Genomic DNA, 22,779 nt, shown 5'->3' with positions numbered 1-22,779 from the left:
GAGGGATACTAATGCTTGTTATAGTAGATGCGAGAATGGTTAATGCTTCTGGCATTGGTACTTATATTCGTAATTTATTACGTGAAATTTTACAAAAAGATTCATTCCAAATTAAATGCATAGTCAATAAAGATCAAGTTGACGTAATACGTAAACTTGGGGTGAATGATTACATCATTTTCAAATCGAAGTTTTTCTCTCCGTTCGAACAAATAGAATATCTCATAAAATTACCACATGCTGATGTATATTGGACTCCACATTTTAACACTCCCATTTTTCCAATGCGGTACAAATTCAAAAAACGAGTGGTAACGATTCACGATATGTTTCCATACGCATTTAGAGATAATTTCAACTTTCTAGGTTTCAGTTACATCAATTTATTGATGAAGCGTGCATCTCGATTAAGCGATTTAATATTCACAGTTTCTGAATTTTCTAAATCTGAAATAATAAAATTTCTGAATGTAGATGATTCAAAAGTTTGTACAGTTCCACTAGGGGTTGATCCTGGATTTCATCTTAATGCTGAAGATATTAAAATTGATAAAAAATACATCCTATGCGTTGGAAATATAAAACCTCATAAAAATATCAAAAAAGCAATCGAGGCATTTAATAGAATATCTCCTATAATCCCAGATTATGAGCTAGTAATTGTGGGGAAGTCGGATGGTTTTTACTCTCCCGAAAAAGGATTCGATAGTATTTTAAAAAGTAATCCAAAAGTTAGATTCACCGGTTTTGTTACTTTTGAGGAGCTGCGAAAATATTATTCTGAAGCATCAATGTTACTGTTTCCTTCTCTGTATGAAGGGTTTGGATTGCCAGTACTTGAGGCTATGGCTTTCAATCTTCCTATTGCTGCATCATCACGAGCTTCAATCCCAGAAGTTGGTAGTGATTACATAGTTTATTTTGACCCAGAAAATCTCGATGAGATTGCTAAAGCTATGCTAGGTATCTTAAATGGCGAATTGCAGTGCTCAGTTCATGGTTATGGAGAAAACCTAGCAAAGTATACATGGGAAGGTTGTGCAAATAAAACCATTGAATATATTAAAAAATTGGCATGATTAAATGAAAGTATTACAACTCGCAAAATTTTATTACCCTGTCATGGGCGGTGTTGAAACGGTTGCATATGATATTGCAGAGATTCTCAATGAGAAAGGGATTGTCTGTGATATTTTATGTACTAATATTAATGGCACAACTGTATACGATAATGTTAATGGTTATAAAGTCTTCCGCGCTGGCATTATAGGCGATTTATTTTCAACGCAAATCTCATTTAAATATATTGAGATTTTGAGGGACATAATTGACGAGTATGATGTATTGCATGTACATTTGCCAAATCCTCTGGCAAACCTTGCAATTATGTGTGCTAATGTAAAAAGAAAGAAAATTGTTATTCATTGGCACAGTGATATTATTAAGCAGAAGAACTTGCTTAAAATTTATCGCCCGATGCAATCATGGCTTCTCAAAAAAGCAGATGCCATTATTGGCACATCAGAACAATACATCCAAAACTCAAAGGATCTCTCTGAATATCAAAATAAATGCATCGCCGTTCCTATTGGTATTGATCCTAATCGTTTGAATGCAGATGCTAATATCATTAAAATAATAAAGGAAAGATATTTTGGCAAGAAAATAATACTTTCATTAGGACGACATGTCTATTATAAGGGTTTCAAATATTTAATTGAGTCAGCCCAGTACCTGAATGATGAATACATCATTTTGATCGGCGGTGAAGGTCCATTGACGAATGAATTGGCTGATTCAATTGTTAAAAACAATTTTCAAACAAAAGTTGAACTATTAGGTAAAATTGATCGTGATGAGTTAGGGAGTTACTTCAGTGCATGTGATGTATTTTGTCTTCCATCCATTATGAAATCTGAAGCCTTTGGTGTTGTGCAGATTGAAGCTATGAGTTTTGCTAAACCTGTTATTGCAACAAACATCACGGGATCTGGAACGAGTTGGGTGAACAAGCATGATTCCAGCGGTTTAAACGTCGAAATAATGGATTCACAACAAATCGCTGACGCAGTAAAAAAAATCACTATTGACCCTCTGCTTTACCAACGATATTCAGTTGATGCGAAAAGAAGATTTGATGAGTATTTTCATCGCGATGTAATGCTGGCCCAAATTATTGATATTTATAAGTCTCTTTAAAAATTTATTAAGTGAGTGTATTTATGATTTTTCCTATTATTATCGCTGGCGGTAGTGGTAGTAGACTTTGGCCGCTTTCACGCAGCTTGTATCCTAAACAGTTTTTACCGCTGATTGATGATACAACTATGATTCAAGATACTCTCAAACGTTTAAAAGACATTGAGCACGCAGACCCTATTATTATCTGCAACGAAGAGCATAGATTTATTGTTGCGGAGCAATTAAGACAGGAGAATATCAAACACAATGGTATTATTTTGGAGCCGATAGGACGTAACACAGCTCCAGCAGTAGCACTTGGCGCTCAAAGGGCTATAAGCATAACAAAAGATCCCGTCATATTAGTTTTGGCCGCAGACCATTCAATACAGGATATAGAAGAGTTTTCTCGTACAATTATAAGAGCTCATCAACAAGCTTTAGATGGAAAGTTAGTCACCTTTGGTACAATCCCATTGGCCCCAGAAACAGGATATGGTTATATTAAGAAGGGTGAATCTTATTCAGATGATGCATTTTATGTTGATGAGTTTGTCGAGAAACCTAATCTAGAACTTGCCCAAAAATATCTCGATTCTAAAGATTATCTTTGGAATAGTGGGATGTTTATGTTCAAAGCTGAAGTATATCTTGCAGAACTTGAAAAATATAGTCCCCGCATAACTTCTGCTTGTTTAAATGCTTACAAAAATGCTCAATGTGATCTCGAATTTGTGAGAATTAGACAGGATGATTTTATTGAATGTCCTGATGACTCCGTAGATTATGCAGTGATGGAGCATACAGAAAATGCAGTAGTGGTGCCATTAGATGCCAAATGGAGTGATGTCGGTTCTTGGTCATCTCTTTGGGATATTAGCGATAAAGACTCAAACGGTAATAGTGTCAAAGGCGACGCATTACTTGTAAAAACATCAGATAGCTTTATTTACTCTAATAGCCGTCTAGTGACTTCGGTTGGATTGAAAAATATTATAATAGTCGAAACCAAAGATGCTGTGCTCGTTGCTGATAAAGATAATGTTCAAGATGTTAAATTATTAGTTAATGAGCTTAAGTCGTTAGGAAGAAAAGAATATATTGAGCATCAGCAATGTTTCAGACCTTGGGGGCAACATGAAAGTATTGCTTCAGGTGCTCGCTTTCATGTAAAACATGTAGTTGTTAAACCTGGTGAGAAAATTTCTAAACAGGTACATTTTCACAGAGCTGAGCATTGGATTGTTGTTGCAGGGACAGCAAAGGTTACCAAAGATAATACTACATTTGTGTTAGCGGAGAACCAATCGACTTTTATCCCTATTGGTACACCACATACTCTAGAGAACCCAGGCAAAATACCTTTGGAAGTAATCGAAATCCAATCTGGTTCATATTTGAATGATGATGATATCCTCCGTATAATTTCAGATGGTGAATATGGTAATGAGTAAAGCAAAGTTAAATGCCAGAAGCATTATTGAAAGCAGCAATATAGCTTTCGGTACCAGTGGTGCTCGTGGTCTTGTAGTCGATTTTACGCATAATGTTTGTGCAGCTTTTGCACATGCTTTTCTTCAGGTTACCAGCGACAATTTTGAATTCAAAAAAGTTGCACTGGCAATTGATAATCGACCAAGCAGTTATCAAATAGCTCAGGCTTGCGCAGCTGCAATTAAACAGCATGGCTTTGATATTGAATATCATGGTGTCATCCCGACCCCTGCGTTAGCGTATTATGCCATGCAGAATGATATACCCTGCATTATGGTGACTGGAAGCCACATCCCATTTGACCGTAATGGCCTAAAGTTTTATCGTCCAGATGGGGAAATCTCTAAGGAAGATGAGCTGGCTATTATCGGCAGCTCTTTCGCGTTTTCTCCGGTTGAACAACTTCCGGAATTGCAAATCAACCCTCAGGGGGCTGAATCTTATGTTTCTCGGTATACATCACTTTATGATGATAAGATTTTAGCCGGAAAGCGTATTGGCATTTACGAACATTCGAGTGCAGGGAGGGATCTTTACGCGCCATTATTCCAGGAACTTGGTGCTGAAGTTATTTCTTTAGGAAGAAGCGATGAGTTTGTTCCTATCGATACTGAAGCCGTCAGTGAAGAAGATCGGCTGCTTGCACAAGGCTGGGCAGAACAGTTTAAACTTGATGCTATTTTTTCTACGGACGGTGATGGCGACAGGCCGTTGGTCTCTGATGAGACCGGTAATTGGTTGCGTGGGGATATTCTGGGTTTGCTGACGGCAGACGAGCTAGGTATTGATGCTCTTGCCATTCCAGTGAGTTGCAATACCGCGGTCGAATTATCTAGTAAATTTAAATCCGTAACCCGTACAAAAATTGGTTCGCCGTATGTTATTGCTGAGTTTAATTCTCTGGCTAATCGCTATTCAACCGTTGCAGGCTTTGAGGCAAATGGTGGTTTCCTGCTAGCATCGGACTTAACGATTAATGGTAAGCATCTTGGGTCTTTGCCAACGCGAGACGCGGTATTGCCTGCGTTGATGTTATTGGCTGCCTCCAGGAACAAGAAAATTTCAGAGCTTGTCGACCAATTGCCTCAACGATTTACCTGGTCCGACAGAGTAAAAGATTTCCCTTCAGAGAAGAGCAAAAAAATTATTTCCGAAGCGCTGGTCTCGCCTGAGCAACTGTTAACTAAGCTCGGATTAGCTTCTGTGAAATGTGTCAATATTGATCAAACTGATGGCGTAAGAATAACGCTTGATAGTTCGGATATTTTCCATCTTCGTCCATCAGGCAATGCCCCGGAATTGCGCTGCTATGCAGAAGCGAGTGCAGAGATAAAAGCTAAAGAGTATGTTGAGCAAATTTTGCACAAAATTATTACGCTGAACTAACCTGGCTTTTTCAAATAAGAGCATTTCAATCCGCGTGTGGGTTCATTCTTCTGCGGCATACACGTATAAGATGCCCTTATCAGAAGATAAGGGCATCTTACACTACACACTCTGCTACAACCTGAGTTAACATCTAAGCCACATTTCAAGCCGCGCTGCCTTGCGCGGTGACCACACCTGACAGGAGTATGTAATGTCCAAACAACAGATCGGCGTTGTCGGTATGGCAGTGATGGGGCGCAACCTGGCGCTCAACATCGAAAGCCGTGGTTATACCGTCTCCGTTTTCAACCGTTCCCGTGAAAAAACCGAAGAAGTGATTGCCGAGAACCCTGGCAAGAAGCTGGTTCCCTTCTATACGGTGCAGGAGTTTGTTGAATCCCTGGAAACGCCGCGTCGTATCCTGTTAATGGTGAAAGCAGGCGCTGGCACTGATGCTGCCATCGATTCCCTGAAGCCGTATCTGGATAAAGGCGACATCATCATTGATGGCGGCAATACCTTCTTCCACGACACCATTCGTCGTAACCGTGAACTCTCTGCTGAAGGTTTTAACTTCATCGGTACCGGTGTGTCCGGCGGTGAAGAAGGCGCCCTGAAAGGCCCATCTATCATGCCTGGCGGTCAGAAAGAAGCGTACGAGCTGGTTGCGCCAATCCTGACTAAAATCGCTGCTGTCGCTGAAGATGGCGAACCGTGCGTGACCTATATCGGTCCAGATGGTGCGGGTCATTACGTGAAAATGGTTCACAACGGCATTGAATACGGCGACATGCAGCTGATCGCTGAAGCCTATTCTCTGCTGAAAGGCGGCCTGAACCTGTCCAACGAAGAGCTGGCACAGACCTTCACCGAGTGGAACACTGGCGAGCTTAACAGCTACCTGATCGACATCACCAAAGACATCTTCACCAAGAAAGACGAAGAGGGTAAATACCTGGTTGATGTGATTCTGGACGAAGCGGCCAACAAAGGTACCGGGAAATGGACCAGCCAGAGCTCTCTGGATCTCGGTGAGCCGCTGTCGCTGATCACGGAGTCCGTGTTTGCGCGCTACATCTCTTCTCTGAAAGAGCAGCGCGTTGCCGCATCGAAAGTGCTGTCTGGCCCGCAGGCTAAACCTGCCGGTGACAAAGCGGAGTTCATTGAGAAAGTTCGTCGCGCACTGTACCTGGGTAAAATCGTCTCTTACGCACAGGGCTTCTCTCAGCTGCGTGCCGCATCTGACGAAAACAACTGGGATCTGAACTACGGCGAGATCGCGAAGATCTTCCGCGCGGGCTGCATCATCCGTGCTCAGTTCCTGCAGAAAATCACTGATGCGTATGCACAGAATGCAGATATCGCGAACCTGCTGCTGGCACCGTACTTCAAGCAAATTGCTGACGATTACCAGCAGGCGCTGCGTGATGTTGTGGCTTACGCAGTTCAGAATGGTATTCCGGTTCCAACCTTCTCTGCCGCTGTGGCCTACTACGATAGCTACCGTGCAGCGGTGCTGCCTGCCAACCTGATTCAGGCGCAGCGTGACTACTTCGGCGCGCACACTTATAAGCGTACCGATAAAGAAGGTGTGTTCCACACCGAATGGCTGGATTAATCTGATTTAAGTCAGTCTGATAGCAAGGCCCGGTTATTGTTACCGGGCTTTTTTTTATGGCCTCTTTCCCCGTGTCTTCTCGCTTTGTACAGCCTCCTGCGGAAATTGCAGAATAATTCACGCTATTATCCCGCTCCGCTAGCAAGGGCTTTGCCTTGACAGTGCATAAACATAAGAGGTAAAAACCTCAACAGTTGTTTACTGCGGTGGCGCTGTAACGCCTCCTGACACTCATACTTGAAGAAGTTGAACGAATGAAAATTACAATCTCCGGAACAGGCTATGTCGGTCTCTCAAACGGTATTCTGATCGCACAAAATCACGAAGTGGTTGCGCTGGACATCGTGCAGGCCAAAGTGGATATGCTTAATCAGAAGATCTCTCCGATTGCCGATAAAGAGATCGAGGAATACCTGGCCACTAAGCAGCTCAACTTCCGCGCAACAACCGATAAAGAAGATGCTTATCGCGGTGCAGATTATGTGATTATCGCCACCCCAACGGATTACGATCCTAAAACGAACTACTTCAATACCTCCAGCGTCGAGGCCGTCATCAGAGATGTTGTCGCTCTCAACCCAAGCGCAGTGATGATCATCAAATCAACTATCCCGGTCGGCTTCACCCAGTCGATTAAAGAAAAACTGGGCATTGATAACGTGATCTTCTCTCCAGAATTCCTGCGTGAGGGCAAGGCGCTTTACGACAACCTGTATCCATCGCGTATTGTTATTGGTGAGCGTTCCGAACGTGCGGAGCGCTTTGCGGCGCTGTTGCAGGAGGGAGCGATTAAGAAAGATATTGATGTGCTGTTCACCGATACCACTGAAGCTGAGGCCATCAAGCTTTTCGCCAATACCTATCTGGCGATGCGTGTCGCCTTCTTCAACGAACTGGACAGCTACGCAGAAAGTCTGGGACTCAACACCAAACAGATTATCGAAGGTGTTTGCCTGGATCCGCGTATCGGGAATCACTACAACAACCCGTCCTTCGGCTACGGCGGTTACTGCCTGCCAAAAGACACCAAACAGCTGCTGGCAAACTACCAGGCTGTTCCGAACAACCTGATTTCCGCGATTGTTGAAGCCAACCGCACGCGTAAAGACTTTATCTCTGACTCCATTCTGGCGCGCCAGCCAAAAGTCGTCGGTGTGTATCGTCTTATCATGAAGAGCGGTTCAGATAACTTCCGCGCGTCCTCTATCCAGGGGATTATGAAGCGTATCAAGGCGAAGGGTGTTCAGGTCATCATCTTTGAGCCGGCGATGAAAGAAGATGAGTTCTTCCACTCGCGCGTGATTCGCGATCTTGATGCCTTTAAGCAAGAAGCCGACGTGATTATTTCAAACCGTATGGCGGAAGAGCTGGCGGATGTGGCGGACAAAGTCTATACCCGCGATCTGTTCGGAAGTGATTAAGCTTTCTTGTTAAGCTCATTAAGACAATGCCCGGCATCGCCGGGCATTGTCGTTTTTAGGCCTTGTAGAAATCGCGATACCAGTCGACGAAGTTCTTCACGCCTTCTTTAACGGAAGTCTGAGGTTTAAAACCAATCACCTCATATAGCGCTTTGGTATCTGCGCTGGTTTCCAGTACATCACCCGGCTGAATCGGCATCATGTTTTTGTCTGCTTCGATGCCTAACGCTTCTTCCAGCGCCGTAATGTAATCCATCAGCTCTACAGGCGAGCTGTTGCCGATGTTGTAGACGCGATACGGAGCGGAGCTGGTTGCTGGTGAGCCTGTTTCCACGGTCCAGTTGGTGTCGGCCTGCGGGATAACATCCTGCAGACGGATAATGGCTTCAGCGATGTCATCGATGTAGGTGAAATCGCGCTTCATCTTGCCGTAGTTGTATACGTCAATGCTTTTGCCTTCGAGCATCGCTTTGGTGAACTTGAACAACGCCATATCCGGACGGCCCCACGGGCCATAAACCGTAAAGAAACGCAGGCCAGTCGTTGGCAGATTATAGAGATGCGAGTAGGTGTGCGACATCAGCTCGTTGGCTTTCTTGGTCGCAGCGTACAGGGACACCGGGTGATCTACGGAATCGTCGGTGGAGAAGGGCATTTTGCGATTCAGGCCATAAACGGAGCTGGAAGAGGCATACAGCAGGTGCTGAACCTTGTTATGGCGGCAGCCTTCGAGCACGTTCAGATGACCGACAAGGTTCGCGTCCGCGTAGGCATGTGGGTTTTCCAGCGAGTAGCGCACGCCAGCCTGGGCGGCCAGGTGGATCACGCGGTCAAACTTCTCGTCGGCAAACAGCGCGGCCATCCCTTCGCGATCGGCCAGATCGAGTTTGTGGAAAGTGAAATTCCCGGATGTCAGCAGATCCAGTCGCGCCTGCTTCAGGTTCACATCGTAATAGTCATTGAGATTGTCAATCCCGACAACCACGTGCCCGGCGTCCATAAGTCGCTTGCTGACGTTCGAGCCGATAAAACCTGCTGCACCGGTGACCAGAAATTTCATATTCATCCTCTGTATTGTCAAAACCGCTATCTGTATAGCGTCAATCGTAAGGTTTTTATCATACCCCTCGGCGTTGTGTAAGCAAAACTTCGCCAGTCAGCAGATAACTCACAGGATTCTTATAGAAAAATTGCCAACAAGCGATACACTAGCTAAATAATATTTTTGTCTATTCTTTCGTTAAGGATTGTATGTCCCAGTACAGCAATAATGAGGTCAGCAGTCGAAATGACCCGGAGCAGATTGATTTAATTGATTTAGTAATGCAATTGTGGCGTGGGAAGTGGACGATTGCTGCATTTGTTGCCGTCGCGATTGTGCTTGCTGGTGTTTATGTTGCTACTGCGAAAGAGAAATGGACCTCTACCGCGATCATCACTCAGCCTGATGCCGCCCAAATTGCCACCTATACTAACGCCCTGAATATTCTTTATGGTTCTGCCGCGCCGTCGATGAACGATACTCAGCTGCGCGTCATCGGGCGCTTTAACTCCGCATTCTCAGCGTTGGCTCAATCCCTGGATAATCAGGAAGCACCTGAAAAGCTGACCATTGATGCCGCGGTAAAAGGGCAACCTTTACCTTTAAATGTCACCTATGTAGGCGAATCGGCAGAAGCCGCACAAAAACAGCTGGCGCAGTACATTCAACAGATTGATGAGCAGACGGCGAAAGAGCTGGATATTGACCTTAAAGACAATATCAAACAGCAGATCACCACGCTGAATGACTCCCTGGAAAACCAGGAGAAAGTCTCCCAGGAGCAAAAAGATCTGCGTATCAAGCAAATCACTGAAGCGCTGAAATTTGCCCAGGCGGCAAAAATCACCGCTCCACAGATTCAGCAAACGCAGGATGTTACTCAGGACACCATGTTCCTGTTGGGTAGCGAAGCGCTGAGCTCGATGATTCAAAATGAGTCCACGCGTCCGCTGGTCTTCTCAGGGGCCTATTATCAGACCAAACAGAACTTGCTGGATATTCAGAATCTGAATGTTGATCCGGCCACCATCCATGCCTATCGCTATGTGATGAAGCCCAATCTGCCTATCCGTCGCGACAGCCCGAAGAAAGCGATTACGCTGATTCTGGCCGTGCTTCTGGGCGGGATTATCGGTTCCGGTGTGGTCTTGGGGCGTAACGCGCTGCGTAACTACAAGCCAAGAGCCTGATCGTCAGACAAAAAAAGACCGGGTCTCCCCGGTCTTTTTTATTTGTGCCGCTTACGCAAATTCTCAATCACCGCCGTTAAATCCAGCTCCTGGTCCTGGAGCAACACCAGCAGGTGATACATCAAATCCGACGCCTCATTGGTCAGCTCATCGCGATCGTGCACCGTCGCGGCCAGCGCCGTTTCAACGCCTTCTTCCCCGACTTTCTGCGCGATGCGTTTGGTCCCACTTGCGTACAGTTTCGCGGTGTATGAACTCTCCGGGTCGGCGGTTTTGCGCTCTGCCAGCAGTTGTTCGAGTTGATACAGGAACAGCCACTGGTGGCTCGCGTCGCCAAAACAGCTGCTGGTACCCAGGTGACAGGTTGGCCCGATCGGGTTTGCCAGCACCAGCAGGGTGTCGTTATCACAGTCAGGGGTAATGCTCACCACATTGAGGAAATGGCCGGACGATTCGCCCTTAGTCCACAGGCGCTGTTTAGTGCGCGAGAAAAAGGTCACTTTCCCGCTTTCAAGCGTTGTGTTCAGCGCATCCTGGTTCATATACCCCAGCATCAGCACTTCGCCGGAAACCGCATGTTGCACAACCACCGGCAATAATCCGTCCGTTTTTTCCCAGTCCAGCTGCGCCCGTTGTTGTTCAGTTAACATACCCTAATCTCCACGCCCTGATTGACCAGGAACGTTTTTAACTCGCCAATATTAATAATCTGCTTGTGGAACACGGAGGCGGCCAGCGCCCCGTCGACATCCGCGTCGCGGAAGGCTTCCAGAAAGTGTTCCATGGTTCCCGCGCCGCCGGAGGCAATCATCGGCACGCGGCATACGGCGCGCACTTTTTTCAGCTGCTCCAGATCATAGCCGTTACGCACGCCGTCCTGGTTCATCATGTTCAGTACGATTTCACCCGCACCGCGTTTTTGCACTTCCTGCACCCAGTCCAGGGTCTCCCATTGGGTGACGCGGGTGCGGTTTTCGTCGCCGGTATATTGATTGACGTGATACTTGCCGGTGGTGGCGTCATACCAGGTATCAATCCCGACCACGATACACTGCACGCCAAAGCGATCCGCCAGGCGGGTAATCAGCTCGGGGTCCGCCAGGGCAGGGGAGTTGATGGAGATCTTGTCCGCGCCGAAGGAGAGGATTTGCGCGGCGTCTTCCGCCGATTTAATCCCGCCCGCCACGCAAAAAGGAATATCAATCACTTCCGCCACGCGCTCGACCCAGCTCTTATCTACCACGCGACCATCGCTGGAGGCGGTGATATCGTAAAACACCAGTTCGTCGGCGCCTTCCTCAGCGTAGCGTTTAGCCAGCGGCACGATATCGCCGATGATTTCGTGATTGCGGAACTGCACGCCTTTCACCACCTGACCGTCGCGCACGTCCAGACACGGGATTATCCGTTTTGCCAGCATTGAATCGCCTCCGTCACAGTAAACTTCTCTTCCAGTAAAGCACGTCCCACGATCACGCCGCGCACGCCAGTCCCGCGCAATGCGGCGATATCCGCCAAATCACCAATGCCGCCCGAGGACTGGAACGCCACCTGCGGATAACGGGCGCACACTTCCTGATACAGCGAGACGTTAGAGCCCGCCAGCGTGCCATCGCGGGAGATATCCGTACACAGCACATGTTTCAGCCCAACGGGGAGGAAGATCTCGACCAGCTCTTCCAGAGTCACGCCGGAATTTTCCTGCCAGCCGCTGACCGCCACCTGCTTGTTGCCTTGCTCGTCAATGCGCACGTCGAGTGCCAGCACCAGCGCGTCGGCGCCAAAGCGGCGGAACCAGCCTTTGACCTGTTCCGGGTCTTTCACCGCCGTCGAGCCGACCACCACGCGCGCCACGCCCGCTTCCAGCAGGGCGGCAACATCCTCTTCCGTTCGCACACCGCCGCCCACCTGTACCGGGACGTTCACGCCCGCGACCAGGGTTTTTAGCAGGGATATTTGACGTTTCGCCGGGTCTTTTGCCCCCGTGAGATCGACCAGGTGCAACACTTCTGCGCCCTGGGCCGCATAATCCTGCAAACGCGGGAGGGGATCGCTACCGTAATCGCGCTGCTGGCCGTAATCGCCCTGATGGAGACGGACTACGGTGCCGTCAATTAAATCTAATGCGGGAATGATCATCACATCTCCAGGAAGTTTTTCAGCAGCTGTGCGCCCGCCGCACCCGAGCGCTCTGGGTGGAACTGCACGCCAAAGAAGTTATCTTTATTGACCGCAGCCGTGAACGGCTCGCCGTAATTGCACTGGGCGATGGTGTAAGGGTTCAGCGGCATGGCGTAGCTGTGTACGAAGTAGAAGTAAGACCCGTCTTCGATGCCGCGGAACAGGCGGTCACCCGCTTTCGGATACACGCGGTTCCAGCCCATGTGCGGCAGCGGCAGACCAAAATCGGTCATCTTCGGCACGTCTTCTTCAATAATGCCCAGCAGGTCCACGCCGTTGCTCTCTTCGCTACGACGCCCGAGGATCTGCATCCCCAGGCAAATGCCCAGCACCGGCTGGGTGCAGGCTTTGATCAGCTCGACCAGCTCACGCTCGTGGATCTGATCCATCGCCGCCTGTGCGGTGCCCACGCCCGGTAAAAAGAGTTTATCGGCTCGCAGCACCACGTCAGGGTCACGGCTGACGACGGGATCGTAGCCGTGCCGGGCGATGGCCGATTTCACCGAGTTGAGGTTGGCGCATCCGGTATCCAGAATCACCACGTTCATCACAGCACTCCTTTTGACGAAGGCAGGGTATCGCCCTCCACGCGGATCGCCTGGCGAAGCGTGCGGCCAAAGACTTTGAACAGGCTTTCAACGCGGTGGTGGTCGTTTTTGCCCTTGGTTTTCAGGTGCAGCGTCACGCCCATGGTGTAAGAGAGCGAGCGGAAGAAGTGCTCGACCATTTCGGTGCTCAGGTCGCCGACGCGCTGATAGGTAAAATCAGCTTTATACTCCAGGTGCGGGCGACCGGAAATATCCAGCGCGCAGCGGGCCAGACATTCGTCCATCGGCAGCACAAAGCCAAAACGGTTGATGCCGCGCTTATCGCCGAGAGCCAGTTTCAGGGCTTCGCCCAGCGCCAGGCCGGTGTCTTCCACGGTGTGGTGATCGTCGATGTACAGATCGCCTTTCACGTTAATCTCCATACGGAAACCGCCGTGGGTAGAAATCTGATCCAGCATGTGATCGAAGAAGCCGACGCCGGTGTGGATTTTGCTGCCGCCTTCGCGGTCCAGCCACACTTTGACATCAATCTGCGTCTCTTTAGTGTTGCGCTCGACGTGGGAGTAACGGTCGCGCTTCGTCAGCTGCTCGCCAATCATCGCCCAGTTCAGTTCGTTGCGGTTAAAACGCAGACCCTGAATGCCCATGTTTTCAGCGAGCTGAATATCGGTGGCGCGATCGCCAATCACATAGCTGTTGGGTTTATCCAGCACCCCTTCGGCAAGATACCCCTCGACCAGCTTCACTTTCGGTTTGCGGCAGTCGCAATTGTCCGCCGGCAGGTGCGGGCAGATCAGCACCTCGTCAAAGGTGATGCCCTGTGAGGTGAGGATCTGCATCATCAGGTTGTGCGGGCCGTCAAAATCGGCCTGCGGGAAGCTGTCGGTGCCCAGTCCGTCCTGGTTGGTGATCATCACCAGTTTGTAGCCCGCTTTTTGCAGCTTGAGCAGAACCGGGATCACGTCAGCTTCAAAAGCCAGTTTGTCGAATCGATCGACCTGATAATCACTCGGGGGCTCGGCAATAATGGTGCCGTCGCGATCGATAAAAAGGGTCTTCTGGCTCATACTTTCTCCGCTTTCAGGGCGTCAATCACGCGCTGACTCTCTTCCCGGGTGCCCACGGTAATGCGTAAACAGCCGCTCAGGGATGGTTGTTTGTTTTGGTCTCGTAAGATAATGCCCTGATCCCACAAAGATTTAAATACGGCGCTGGAGGCGGTGAAGCGCACCAGGATGTAATTAGTTTCCGAGTCAAAGACCTGCTCGACGCACGGCAGCGTTTTCAGAGCCGTGACCAGATACTGACGTTCCACCAGGATTTGCGCCACACGCTCGCGCATCGCATTGATACCCTGCGGAGCCAGCGCCTGGGCGGCGATGTCGGCGACCGGCGTTGAGAGCGGATATGGGGCGATGACTTTCATCAGCAGATCGATCACTTCTTTATTGGCCAGCGTGAATCCGCAGCGCAGACCGGCCAGCGCAAAGGCTTTCGACAGCGTGCGCAATACCACCAGGTTCGGATACTCTTCCAGCCAGCCCGCGAGCGTCGCCTGCGGACAAAACTCAATATAGGCCTCATCGGCAACAACCAGCGCTTTGCCGCGCGTCATCTCCAGCAGGGTGCGGATATCCTGCGGATTGATGATTTGGCCGGTCGGGTTGTTCGGGCTGCAGACGAAAATCACTTTTACGCCGTCAAGATTCTCGGCAATGGTCGGGAGATCGAGCTGCCAGTCATCCAGAGACAAAATGTTGCGACACTCCACGCCAAAGGTTTCGGCGCTGACGCTGTACATGCCATAGGTCGGCTGACAGTAGAGCACGGCGTCTTTGCCTGGCTCGCAGAAGGCGCGGATCAGCAGCTCGATGCCTTCGTCGGCCCCGCGGCTGACCAGAACCTGCTCAGGTTTCACCCCGGCATACTGGGCGTAATTCTCAATCACTGCGACTGGCTGGCACTCCGGGTAACGGTTCAAGGTCTGCTGCGACAGCTCGAAGGCGACCGCCGTCGGGAATTCGTTGGCATTCAGCCACACATCACCGTTACCACCCAGGCGGCGAGCAGATTGATAGGGCGTCAGTCGACGAACGTTTTCGCGGGCTAATTCTTCAATGCTCATGCTTGCTCCTTCAGGGCGGCAACGCGCAGCGTCACGGCGTTTTTGTGGGCGGTCAGGCGCTCGGCGGCGGCCAGCGTTTCAATGGTGGAGGCGAGGGCGGCAAAACCTTCGCGGGACAGCTCCTGCACGGTCATGCGCTTCTGGAAATCCGCCAGCCCGAGGCTGGAACAGGTCGCGGTGTAGCCGTAGGTCGGCAGCACGTGGTTGGTGCCGGAGGCGTAATCGCCCGCGGATTCCGGCGACCAGTCACCGAGGAACACCGAACCGGCGCTGGTGATGCTGTCCACCAGAGAACGCGCGTCGCGGGTCTGAATGATCAGGTGCTCCGGGCCGTACTGGTTGGAAATCGCGATGCACTGCTCCAGCGACTCCGCCACAATCAGGCGACTGGCAGACAAGGCCTGGCGCGCCGTCTCGGCACGCGGGAGTTCTGCCAGCTGGCGCTCGACGGCTTCACCCACGCGTTTTGCCATGTCGGCGTCTGGCGTCAGGAGAATCACCTGGGAATCGGGGCCGTGCTCAGCCTGCGAGAGCAAGTCGGAGGCCACAAAGTCCGGCGTCGCGCCGCTGTCGGCAATCACCAGCACTTCCGATGGACCGGCTGGCATATCAATCGCCGCACCGTCCAGACGCTGGCTGACCTGGCGTTTGGCTTCGGTGACATACGCGTTGCCCGGGCCAAAAATCTTATCGACCTTCGGCACGGATTCGGTGCCAAACGCGAGGGCGGAAATGGCCTGCGCGCCGCCGACTTTGAAGACTTCCTGCACGCCGCACAGTTTTGCGGCATAGAGGATTTCATCGGCGATTGGCGGCGGGGAGCAGAGCACCACTTTCTGACAACCGGCGATACGCGCCGGAGTTGCCAGCATCAGAACCGTTGAAAACAGCGGAGCAGAACCGCCGGGAATATAGAGACCGACGGAGGCCACCGGGCGCGTCACTTGCTGGCAGCGCACGCCGGGCAGGGTTTCGACATCCACCACCTGCAGTTGCTGCGCGGTGTGGAAGGTGTCGATGTTTTTCACCGCCACGGCCATCGCCTGTTTGATGTCATCGCCAAGACGTTCGCAGGCGTCATCAATTTCTTGCGCCGTCACTTTCAGTGCGCCGACGTCGGTCTTGTCAAACTTTGCGCTGTACTCGCGCAGGGCGTCGTCACCCCGGGCTTTCACGTTATCCAGGATCTCCGCCACGGTGCGGGTGATGCTCTCTGAGGCGGAAATAGCCGGGCGCATCAGCAGTGCACGTTGTTGTTCAGTGCTGCAGGTGTTCCAGTCGATGATGGTGTTAAAGCTCATGATCGTTTTCCTTTCTTGCCGGATGCGCTTCGCTAATCCGGCCTACGGGTCTTGTAGGCCCGGTAAGCAAAGCGCCACCGGGCATTATGAGTGGAATTACTCCATCATCTTCTCAATCGGCAGCACCAGAATGGAGCTGGCGCCCAGCGCTTTCAGTTTTTCCATCGTTTCCCAGAACAGGGTTTCGCTGCTGACCATGTGCATCGCCACGCGCTGCTGGTCGCCCGCCAGCGGCAGAATGGTTGGACGTTCCGCGCCTGGCAGCAGGGCAATGACTTCATCGAGACGTTCGGTCGGGGCGTGCATCATGATGTATTTCGATTCGCGCGCCTGAATCACCCCCTGAATACGGGTCAGCAGGCGGTCGATCAGCTGCTGTTTGGCCTCCGGCATGTCGCCGTCGCGCTGGATCAGGCAGGCTTTGGAGCGATAAATCACTTCCACTTCACGCAGGCCGTTGGCTTCGAGCGTCGCGCCGGTCGAGACCAGATCGCAAATCGCGTCGGCCAGACCCGCACGCGGGGCCACTTCTACAGAGCCGTTCAGCAGACAGGATTTAAACTGCACGCCTTTCTGATCGAGGTAACGCTTGAGCAGGTGAGGGTAAGAGGTGGCAATGCGCTTGCCGTTCAGACCGGCCGGGCCGTCCCAGGCTTCATCCACGGCGGTGGCGAGCGACAGGCGGCAGCCACCGAAATCCAGACGACGCAGGGTGAAGTAGCGCGGGTCTTCGCCCTGCGCACGGCGGGTCAGCAGCTCTTCTTCCAGCACGTTTTCGCCGATGATGCCGAGGTCAACCACGCCATCCATCACCAGGCCCGGGATATCGTCATCGCGAACGCGCAGGATATCGATCGGCATATTCTCAGCGAGGGCAATCAGGCGCTGGGTGTGCAGGTTAATTTTAATCCCACAGCGGGAGAGTAATTCGCGTGAATCGTCGCTCAGGCGGCCTGATTTTTGAATAGCTATGCGTAAACGTGAGTTATCTAACATTCTGTTGTCCTTATTACCCTGTCTGGATACGGTCCAAAAAAAAGCCCCCGGAAGATGATCTTCCGGGGGCTCTCTCTTGCGTTCTCGCACCACTGGAAGATCTGAATGTCTTCCAGCACACATCGCCTGAAAGACTAGTCAGGATGATGGTGATGATGGTGGTTTTTAAAAGGAACGCGTGTCATATAAATTCTCTGTGAATGCTTATGCATCTGATGTCTTTTAACCTAAACCACATTCACGGTGTAAAGCAAGGGCTTTTTTTAATCATTAATTCATTTCATATTGATGCTATGAATTGTCAGTTCCGCACTGCTGGCGTAGCCTTAAGTCAGACGCGTGAAAGCCAGGAGAAAACGCATGAAGAAGGTCGCAATTGTCGGTTTAGGATGGTTAGGCATGCCGCTGGCGATGTCGTTAACGGCGCGAGGCTGGCAGGTGACCGGCAGCAAAACCACGGTGGACGGCGTCGAGGCCGCGCGGATGTGCGGCATTGAGGGCGTCGAATTACGCCTGGAGCCGGAGCTGGTCTGCGACACGGACGATCTCGACAGCCTGATGAACGTCGACGCGCTGGTGATTACGCTTCCCGCGCGGCGCAGCGGGCCGGGCGAGGAGTTTTACCGCCAGGCGGTGCAGGAGATTGTCGACAGCGCGCTGGCCCATCATATTCCGCGCATTATCTTTACCAGTTCGACGTCGGTGTATGGCGACGTCGAAGGGACGGTGAAAGAGAGTACCGAGCGCACGCCCGTTACCGCCAGCGGTCGGGTGCTGAAAGAGCTGGAAGACTGGCTGCATAATTTGCCGGGCACCCAGGTGGACATTTTGCGCCTGGCCGGTTTAGTCGGGCCGGAACGTCATCCCGGTCGCTTCTTTGCCGGAAAAACGGCACCGAACGGGCAACATGGCGTCAATCTTGTCCATCTTGAAGACGTTATCGGCGCGATTACGCTCCTGTTGCAGGCTCCGAAGGGCGGGCACATCTATAATATATGTGCGCCCTCTCATCCGGCGCGAAGCACATTTTACCCCGTCATGGCCCGACAGCTTGGGCTGGAGCCGCCGCAGTTTCGCGACGCATCCGGGGAAGGGCAAGGCAAAGTGATTGATGGCAATCGTATTTGTCGTGAACTGGGATTTGAGTATCAATATCCCGATCCGCTGGTAATGCCAATGGAATAACCCCGCCAGCGGGTTCTATCGCACACCGTTTGGGGGCGAACATGAAACCGCTGCTGGATGTTCTCATTATCCTCGATGCACTCGAAAAAGAGGGGAGCTTTGCCGCCGCGTCGGCGAAGCTCTACAAAACCCCCTCGGCCCTAAGCTACACCGTTCATAAACTCGAAAGTGACCTCAATATTCAACTGCTCGATCGCAGCGGGCACCGCGCGCGTTTCACGCGAACGGGCCAGATGCTGCTGGAAAAGGGGCGCGAAGTGCTGCACACCGTGCGCGAGCTGGAAAAGCAGGCGGTGAAGCTCCATCAGGGCTGGGAAAACGAGCTGGTCATCGGCGTGGATGATACCTTTCCTTTCTCGTTGCTCTCCCCGCTGATCGAAGCCTTTTACCAGCGCCACAGCGTGACCCGACTCAAATTCATCAACGGTGTGCTGGGCGGCTCCTGGGAGGCATTAACGCAGGGCAGGGCGGATATTATCGTCGGCGCATTACGCGACCCGCCCCAGTCGAGCGATTTTGGCTTTTCGCGTATCGGCACCCTTGAGCAGGTGTTTGTGGTGGCCCCGCATCATCCCCTGGCCCAGGAGCCCGAACCCATTCCGCGTCGCGTAATAAAAGGCTGTCGCGCGATTGTGGTCGGCGACAGCTCTCTGCCGGAGTGCGCCGTCTCTTCCCAACTGCTCGACGATCAGGAAGCGATAACCGTTTTTGACTTTAAAACTAAGCTGGAGCTGCAAATCAGCGGGCTCGGCTGCGGTTATCTCCCGCGTTATCTGGCCCAGCGATTTATCGAAAGTGGCGCGCTGGTGGAGAAACAAGTGCTGGCGCAAACCAACAGCGAATCGGTGTGGGTTGGGTGGAATGAACAGACCGCCGGGCTTGCCAGCGCGTGGTGGCGGGATGAGATTTTAGCAAATAGTGCTATCGCTGCCGTTTACACTTTGCCCGAGGGCGGAATATCAAACGCTTAGTAAAAAGAAAAGCGCGATCGGCTTCTGAATCTATTGCCTTTTATGCCAAAGATGGGGCAAAATGCGCCGCTGCAAAAAAATGAGATTAACCGACGATATAAAAGGCGTCGGTTATTTTTTTTGCATGTAACAAACGCCATTTAAAAACAAAGAGGCCGGGCTTCGTACCGGATAGATACTTACTAAAATCCGACAGTTGTTGTCGCTGAGGAATCCAGAAAATGGGGCAATCTTTTGCTTACGCGGCGGTTTTCACCGTTAAGGAGAAATCCTGTGTCGCATAACGCTACTCCAAAAACCTCTCGCGTGGAATTACGTAAAACACTTACGTTGATTCCGGTTGTCATGATGGGCCTCGCCTATATGCAGCCGATGACGCTGTTCGATACGTTTGGTATCGTTTCAGGCCTCACTGACGGTCACGTTGCAACGGCGTATGCCTTTGCGCTGGTCGCTATTCTCTTTACTGCGTTGAGCTACGGTAAACTGGTTCGCCGTTTCCCGTCCGCTGGCTCAGCGTACACCTATGCTCAGAAATCCATTAGCCCGGCTGTTGGCTTTATGGTGGGCTGGTCATCTCTGCTGGACTACCTGTTCATGCCGATGATCAACATTCTGCTGGCAAAAATTTACTTCGAAGCGCTGGTGCCTTCCGTACCGTCGTGGATCTTCGTTGTCGCGCTGGTGGCCTTTATGACCATCTCTAACCTGCGCAGCATCAAGACCGTGGCCAACTTCAACACCCTAATCGTGATTCTGCAGATGGGCATCGTGGCGGTTATCGTCGGGATGATCATCTATGGCGTGGCGCACGGTGAAGGCGCAGGTACGCTGACCAGCACCCGTCCGTTCTGGTCTGAAGGCGCGCACGTGGTGCCGATGATTACCGGCGCGACCATCCTGTGCTTCTCGTTCCTCGGCTTTGACGGTATCTCTTCTTTGTCTGAAGAAACCAAAGACGCAGAGCGCGTGATTCCGCGTGCGATTCTGCTGACTGCGCTGCTGGGCGGCCTGGTGTTCATTGGTGCCTCTTACTTCCTGCAGCTGTACTTCCCGGACATCTCTCGCTTTAAAGATCCGGACGCGTCTCAGCCTGAGATCATGCTGTACGTGGCAGGCAAAACCTTCCAGTGGGGCGTGCTGATTTTCTCCAGCGTCACCGTACTGGCATCCGGCATGGCTGCTCACGCAGGCGTTTCTCGTCTGATGTACGTGATGGGTCGCGACGGCGTGTTCCCGACTCGCTTCTTCGGCTACATTCATCCGAAATGGCGTACTCCGGCATGGAACGTGCTTCTGGTCGGCGCGATTGCCCTGCTGGCGATCAAATTTGACCTGGTAACAGCGACGGCGCTGATTAACTTCGGTGCGCTGGTGGCCTTTACCTTTGTTAACCTCTCCGTGATCTCTCAGTTCTGGATCCGCGAGAAGCGTAACAAAACGCTGAAAGACCACTTCAACTACCTGTTCCTGCCACTGTGTGGCGCGATGACGGTGGGTGCGCTGTGGATTAACCTGGAAGAGAGCTCAATGATTCTGGGCCTGATCTGGGGTGCTATCGGTCTGGTGTACCTGGCTTGCGTGACCAAAAGCTTCCGCAACCCGGTGCCACAGTACGAAGATATCGCGTAATCACTCAGCAGTGACGTAAAAAAAACCGGAGCACATGCTCCGGTTTTTTTATGCCTGCAATCCTCAGACAATCTCTTGCGCGTACTGATACAGCGCTTTCAGCAGCGCCTGTTTCTCCGCATTGCCTTCGTACTGCGTGTACAACATCTCCAGCTCCTGGGCGTACTGCTGCAAAAACTCAGGCGTAAAGACGTTACGGCGGTGCTGCAGCCAGCGCTCCTGCTCGGCTTCATCGAGGGTGCCAGGGAAGTTACGCGCCCGATAGTTAAACATCAGCTTCTCAATCCGTTTATCGGCGAAGGTGATGTCCAGCGCCGGTAAATTTTGCGGATCGGTCTGCAACACGATGTTCATAGCGGCGCGGTCGGCGTCGCTGAAAAACCCGTTATAGAGCTGCGCGTCGACGTTATCCGAGGGCACAAACGGCTCGGCTTCAGCGAAAATCGCCACCACTTTGTCGCGCACCTGCGGATTCTCGCGCAGCACTTTCAGGTTATCGAGGCAAAGCTGACGATTCACACCCAGCCGGTCGGCATCTTCCGGACGCAATGTATTCGCCTGCGCCAGCACCGGGCATTTGTTGATATGCACCAGCTTGACGGGCACGGCGGCGTTATCGCCCAGCTCGTTTTTTGGCGTGTACAAACGCTCGCGCAGGGTGTCGCTGTCCAGTTCCAGTAGCGGCGAAATATCACCGGCCAGATCGACCATAATTACCGCGTTGCGATTGTCAGGATGCCACGCCAGCGGGGCGACCCAGCTGGTATTCCCGCGCCAGGCACCAAACATCCCGGAGATATGCACCAGCGGTTTCATCTGCGGGACGTCAATCAGCGTCATCAGTTTCTGCTTGCTGCGGTGGCTGAGCAGATAATCAAAGAGTTTGGGCTGAGCGGTCTTCACCAGCTTCGCCATGGCGATAGTGGCATACACGTCCGCCATCGCATCGTGGGCGTTGCTGTGCTCAATGCCGTTGGCGCGCGTCAGATGCTCAAGGCGGAAGCTCGGCAAACCGTCGTCATTCTCGGGCCAGGTGATCCCTTCAGGGCGTAGGGCGTAGCAGGCGCGCATGACGTCCAGCAGATCCCAGCGCGAGTTGCGGTTCTGCCAGCTCCAGGCGTAGGGGTCGTAGAAATTGCGATACAGGATATTGCGCGTGACTTCATCATCGAAGCGGATGTTGTTATAGCCCACCACGCAGGTATTGGGCACGGTAAACAGGTCGTGGATGCGACGGGCAAACTCGGCTTCATTCACGCCCTTTTCGCGCGCTTCCTGCGGCGTAATGCCGGTGACCATCACTGCGCCGGGCTGGGGCAGATAGTCGTCGGCAGGCTTACAGTAAAAAACCTCCGGCTCGCCGATGATATTGAAATCCGCATCGGTGCGGATCGCCGCAAACTGCGAAGGTCGGTCCAGCGACGGGCTGGTACCAAAGGTTTCGTAATCGTGGAAGAGAAATGTGGGGAGCGCGGCGGAATCAGACACCAGTAATACCATCCTGTTGAAAAGTGACCTGGCTATGG

22 protein-coding genes and 1 other annotated feature are annotated in these 22,779 nt (G+C 51.6%); of the genes, 11 read left to right on the top strand and 11 right to left on the bottom strand.

All coding sequences use genetic code 11. The features are described from left to right. Positions 1–11: 11 nt before the first annotated feature. The 6 genes from U9O48_RS14480 to ugd all read left to right on the top strand — a co-directional run bounded on the left by U9O48_RS14480 (position 12) and on the right by ugd (position 8,082). Positions 12–1,079, top strand: a complete 1,068-nt coding sequence (locus tag U9O48_RS14480) for a glycosyltransferase family 1 protein (RefSeq protein ID WP_324722710.1) — start codon at positions 12–14, stop codon at positions 1,077–1,079. A 4-nt stretch (positions 1,080–1,083) separates the two neighbouring features. Further along, complete coding sequence (locus tag U9O48_RS14475; protein WP_324722709.1) at positions 1,084–2,199, top strand: glycosyltransferase; 1,116 nt, start codon at positions 1,084–1,086, stop codon at positions 2,197–2,199. 23 nt (positions 2,200–2,222) lie between these two features. Beyond that, the gene (locus U9O48_RS14470) at positions 2,223–3,635 is read left to right on the top strand and encodes a mannose-1-phosphate guanylyltransferase/mannose-6-phosphate isomerase (protein ID WP_324722708.1); all 1,413 of its coding nucleotides are present in this window, start codon (positions 2,223–2,225) and stop codon (positions 3,633–3,635) included. Beyond that, the gene (locus tag U9O48_RS14465; RefSeq protein WP_324722707.1) at positions 3,628–5,061 is read left to right on the top strand and encodes a phosphomannomutase; all 1,434 of its coding nucleotides are present in this window, start codon (positions 3,628–3,630) and stop codon (positions 5,059–5,061) included. The genes U9O48_RS14470 and U9O48_RS14465 overlap by 8 nt, the downstream gene beginning before the upstream one ends. A gap of 193 nt (positions 5,062–5,254) precedes the next feature. Next, positions 5,255–6,661 carry an NADP-dependent phosphogluconate dehydrogenase gene (gndA, locus tag U9O48_RS14460; protein ID WP_282493983.1) on the top strand — a complete coding sequence of 469 codons (1,407 nt, stop codon included), beginning with the start codon at positions 5,255–5,257 and terminating at the stop codon, positions 6,659–6,661. 254 nt (positions 6,662–6,915) lie between these two features. Continuing rightward, positions 6,916–8,082: a UDP-glucose 6-dehydrogenase gene (gene ugd, locus U9O48_RS14455; RefSeq protein WP_285155133.1), complete on the top strand. Its 1,167-nt coding sequence runs from the start codon at positions 6,916–6,918 to the stop codon at positions 8,080–8,082. A gap of 55 nt (positions 8,083–8,137) precedes the next feature. Here ugd and U9O48_RS14450 read toward each other — a convergent pair whose 3' ends face one another. Next, positions 8,138–9,142, bottom strand: a complete 1,005-nt coding sequence (locus U9O48_RS14450) for an NAD-dependent epimerase (RefSeq protein WP_324722706.1) — start codon at positions 9,140–9,142, stop codon at positions 8,138–8,140. Between the two features lie 191 nt (positions 9,143–9,333). Between U9O48_RS14450 and wzzB the strand changes: the two genes are divergently transcribed. Continuing rightward, entirely contained in the window at positions 9,334–10,314 is a 981-nt protein-coding gene (wzzB, locus tag U9O48_RS14445) for an LPS O-antigen chain length determinant protein WzzB (protein WP_285144133.1), read from the top strand. Positions 10,315–10,352: 38 nt separating this feature from the next. Here the strand turns inward: wzzB and hisIE are convergent, their stop codons facing one another. From hisIE to hisL, 9 genes are all read right to left on the bottom strand, one after another. Then, positions 10,353–10,964: a bifunctional phosphoribosyl-AMP cyclohydrolase/phosphoribosyl-ATP diphosphatase HisIE gene (gene hisIE / locus U9O48_RS14440; protein WP_282493988.1), complete on the bottom strand. Its 612-nt coding sequence runs from the start codon at positions 10,962–10,964 to the stop codon at positions 10,353–10,355. Then, a complete protein-coding gene (hisF, locus tag U9O48_RS14435) occupies positions 10,958–11,734 on the bottom strand; it encodes an imidazole glycerol phosphate synthase subunit HisF (protein WP_324722705.1) in 777 nt (258 codons plus the stop codon). Before hisF ends, hisIE begins: the two co-directional genes overlap by 7 nt. Beyond that, on the bottom strand, positions 11,716–12,453 hold the full coding sequence (gene hisA / locus U9O48_RS14430; RefSeq protein ID WP_324722704.1) for a 1-(5-phosphoribosyl)-5-[(5-phosphoribosylamino)methylideneamino]imidazole-4-carboxamide isomerase: 738 nt from the start codon (positions 12,451–12,453) through the stop codon (positions 11,716–11,718). The genes hisF and hisA overlap by 19 nt, the downstream gene beginning before the upstream one ends. Continuing rightward, the gene (gene hisH, locus U9O48_RS14425; RefSeq protein ID WP_282493993.1) at positions 12,453–13,043 is read right to left on the bottom strand and encodes an imidazole glycerol phosphate synthase subunit HisH; all 591 of its coding nucleotides are present in this window, start codon (positions 13,041–13,043) and stop codon (positions 12,453–12,455) included. The genes hisA and hisH overlap by 1 nt, the downstream gene beginning before the upstream one ends. After that, on the bottom strand, positions 13,043–14,110 hold the full coding sequence (gene hisB, locus U9O48_RS14420) for a bifunctional histidinol-phosphatase/imidazoleglycerol-phosphate dehydratase HisB (protein WP_324722703.1): 1,068 nt from the start codon (positions 14,108–14,110) through the stop codon (positions 13,043–13,045). Before hisB ends, hisH begins: the two co-directional genes overlap by 1 nt. After that, complete coding sequence (gene hisC, locus U9O48_RS14415; protein WP_324722702.1) at positions 14,107–15,168, bottom strand: histidinol-phosphate transaminase; 1,062 nt, start codon at positions 15,166–15,168, stop codon at positions 14,107–14,109. Before hisC ends, hisB begins: the two co-directional genes overlap by 4 nt. Then, complete coding sequence (gene hisD, locus U9O48_RS14410) at positions 15,165–16,469, bottom strand: histidinol dehydrogenase (protein WP_324722701.1); 1,305 nt, start codon at positions 16,467–16,469, stop codon at positions 15,165–15,167. The genes hisC and hisD overlap by 4 nt, the downstream gene beginning before the upstream one ends. Before the next feature lie 96 nt (positions 16,470–16,565). Beyond that, positions 16,566–17,465 carry an ATP phosphoribosyltransferase gene (gene hisG / locus U9O48_RS14405; RefSeq protein ID WP_282494001.1) on the bottom strand — a complete coding sequence of 300 codons (900 nt, stop codon included), beginning with the start codon at positions 17,463–17,465 and terminating at the stop codon, positions 16,566–16,568. A gap of 35 nt (positions 17,466–17,500) precedes the next feature. After that, positions 17,501–17,624: a sequence feature (His leader region), on the bottom strand. Continuing rightward, positions 17,600–17,650: a his operon leader peptide gene (hisL, locus tag U9O48_RS14400; protein ID WP_099516347.1), complete on the bottom strand. Its 51-nt coding sequence runs from the start codon at positions 17,648–17,650 to the stop codon at positions 17,600–17,602. (Overlaps the previous feature by 25 nt.) A 175-nt stretch (positions 17,651–17,825) precedes the next feature. On the opposite strand from hisL, the gene U9O48_RS14395 reads away from it, so the two are divergent. The 4 genes from U9O48_RS14395 (at position 17,826) to U9O48_RS14385 (ending at position 21,253) form a co-directional block, all read left to right on the top strand. After that, positions 17,826–18,650 carry an SDR family oxidoreductase gene (locus U9O48_RS14395; protein ID WP_285144140.1) on the top strand — a complete coding sequence of 275 codons (825 nt, stop codon included), beginning with the start codon at positions 17,826–17,828 and terminating at the stop codon, positions 18,648–18,650. Between the two features lie 41 nt (positions 18,651–18,691). Further along, entirely contained in the window at positions 18,692–19,621 is a 930-nt protein-coding gene (locus tag U9O48_RS14390; RefSeq protein ID WP_324722700.1) for a LysR substrate-binding domain-containing protein, read from the top strand. A 221-nt stretch (positions 19,622–19,842) separates the two neighbouring features. Then, positions 19,843–19,905 (top strand): membrane protein YoeI, encoded by a 63-nt coding sequence (yoeI, locus tag U9O48_RS23375; RefSeq protein WP_350315468.1) that lies wholly within the window; start codon positions 19,843–19,845, stop codon positions 19,903–19,905. Continuing rightward, on the top strand, positions 19,895–21,253 hold the full coding sequence (locus U9O48_RS14385) for an APC family permease (protein ID WP_282494007.1): 1,359 nt from the start codon (positions 19,895–19,897) through the stop codon (positions 21,251–21,253). Before yoeI ends, U9O48_RS14385 begins: the two co-directional genes overlap by 11 nt. 63 nt (positions 21,254–21,316) lie before the next feature. Here the strand turns inward: U9O48_RS14385 and sbcB are convergent, their stop codons facing one another. Beyond that, on the bottom strand, positions 21,317–22,753 hold the full coding sequence (gene sbcB, locus U9O48_RS14380) for an exodeoxyribonuclease I (RefSeq protein ID WP_324722699.1): 1,437 nt from the start codon (positions 22,751–22,753) through the stop codon (positions 21,317–21,319). Between the last annotated feature and the right edge of the window lie 26 nt (positions 22,754–22,779).

The organism is Lelliottia sp. JS-SCA-14 (genome assembly GCF_035593345.1).
Classification (GTDB): domain Bacteria; phylum Pseudomonadota; class Gammaproteobacteria; order Enterobacterales; family Enterobacteriaceae; genus Enterobacter; species Enterobacter wanjuensis.
This window is presented reverse-complemented; position numbering and strand designations above follow the sequence as displayed.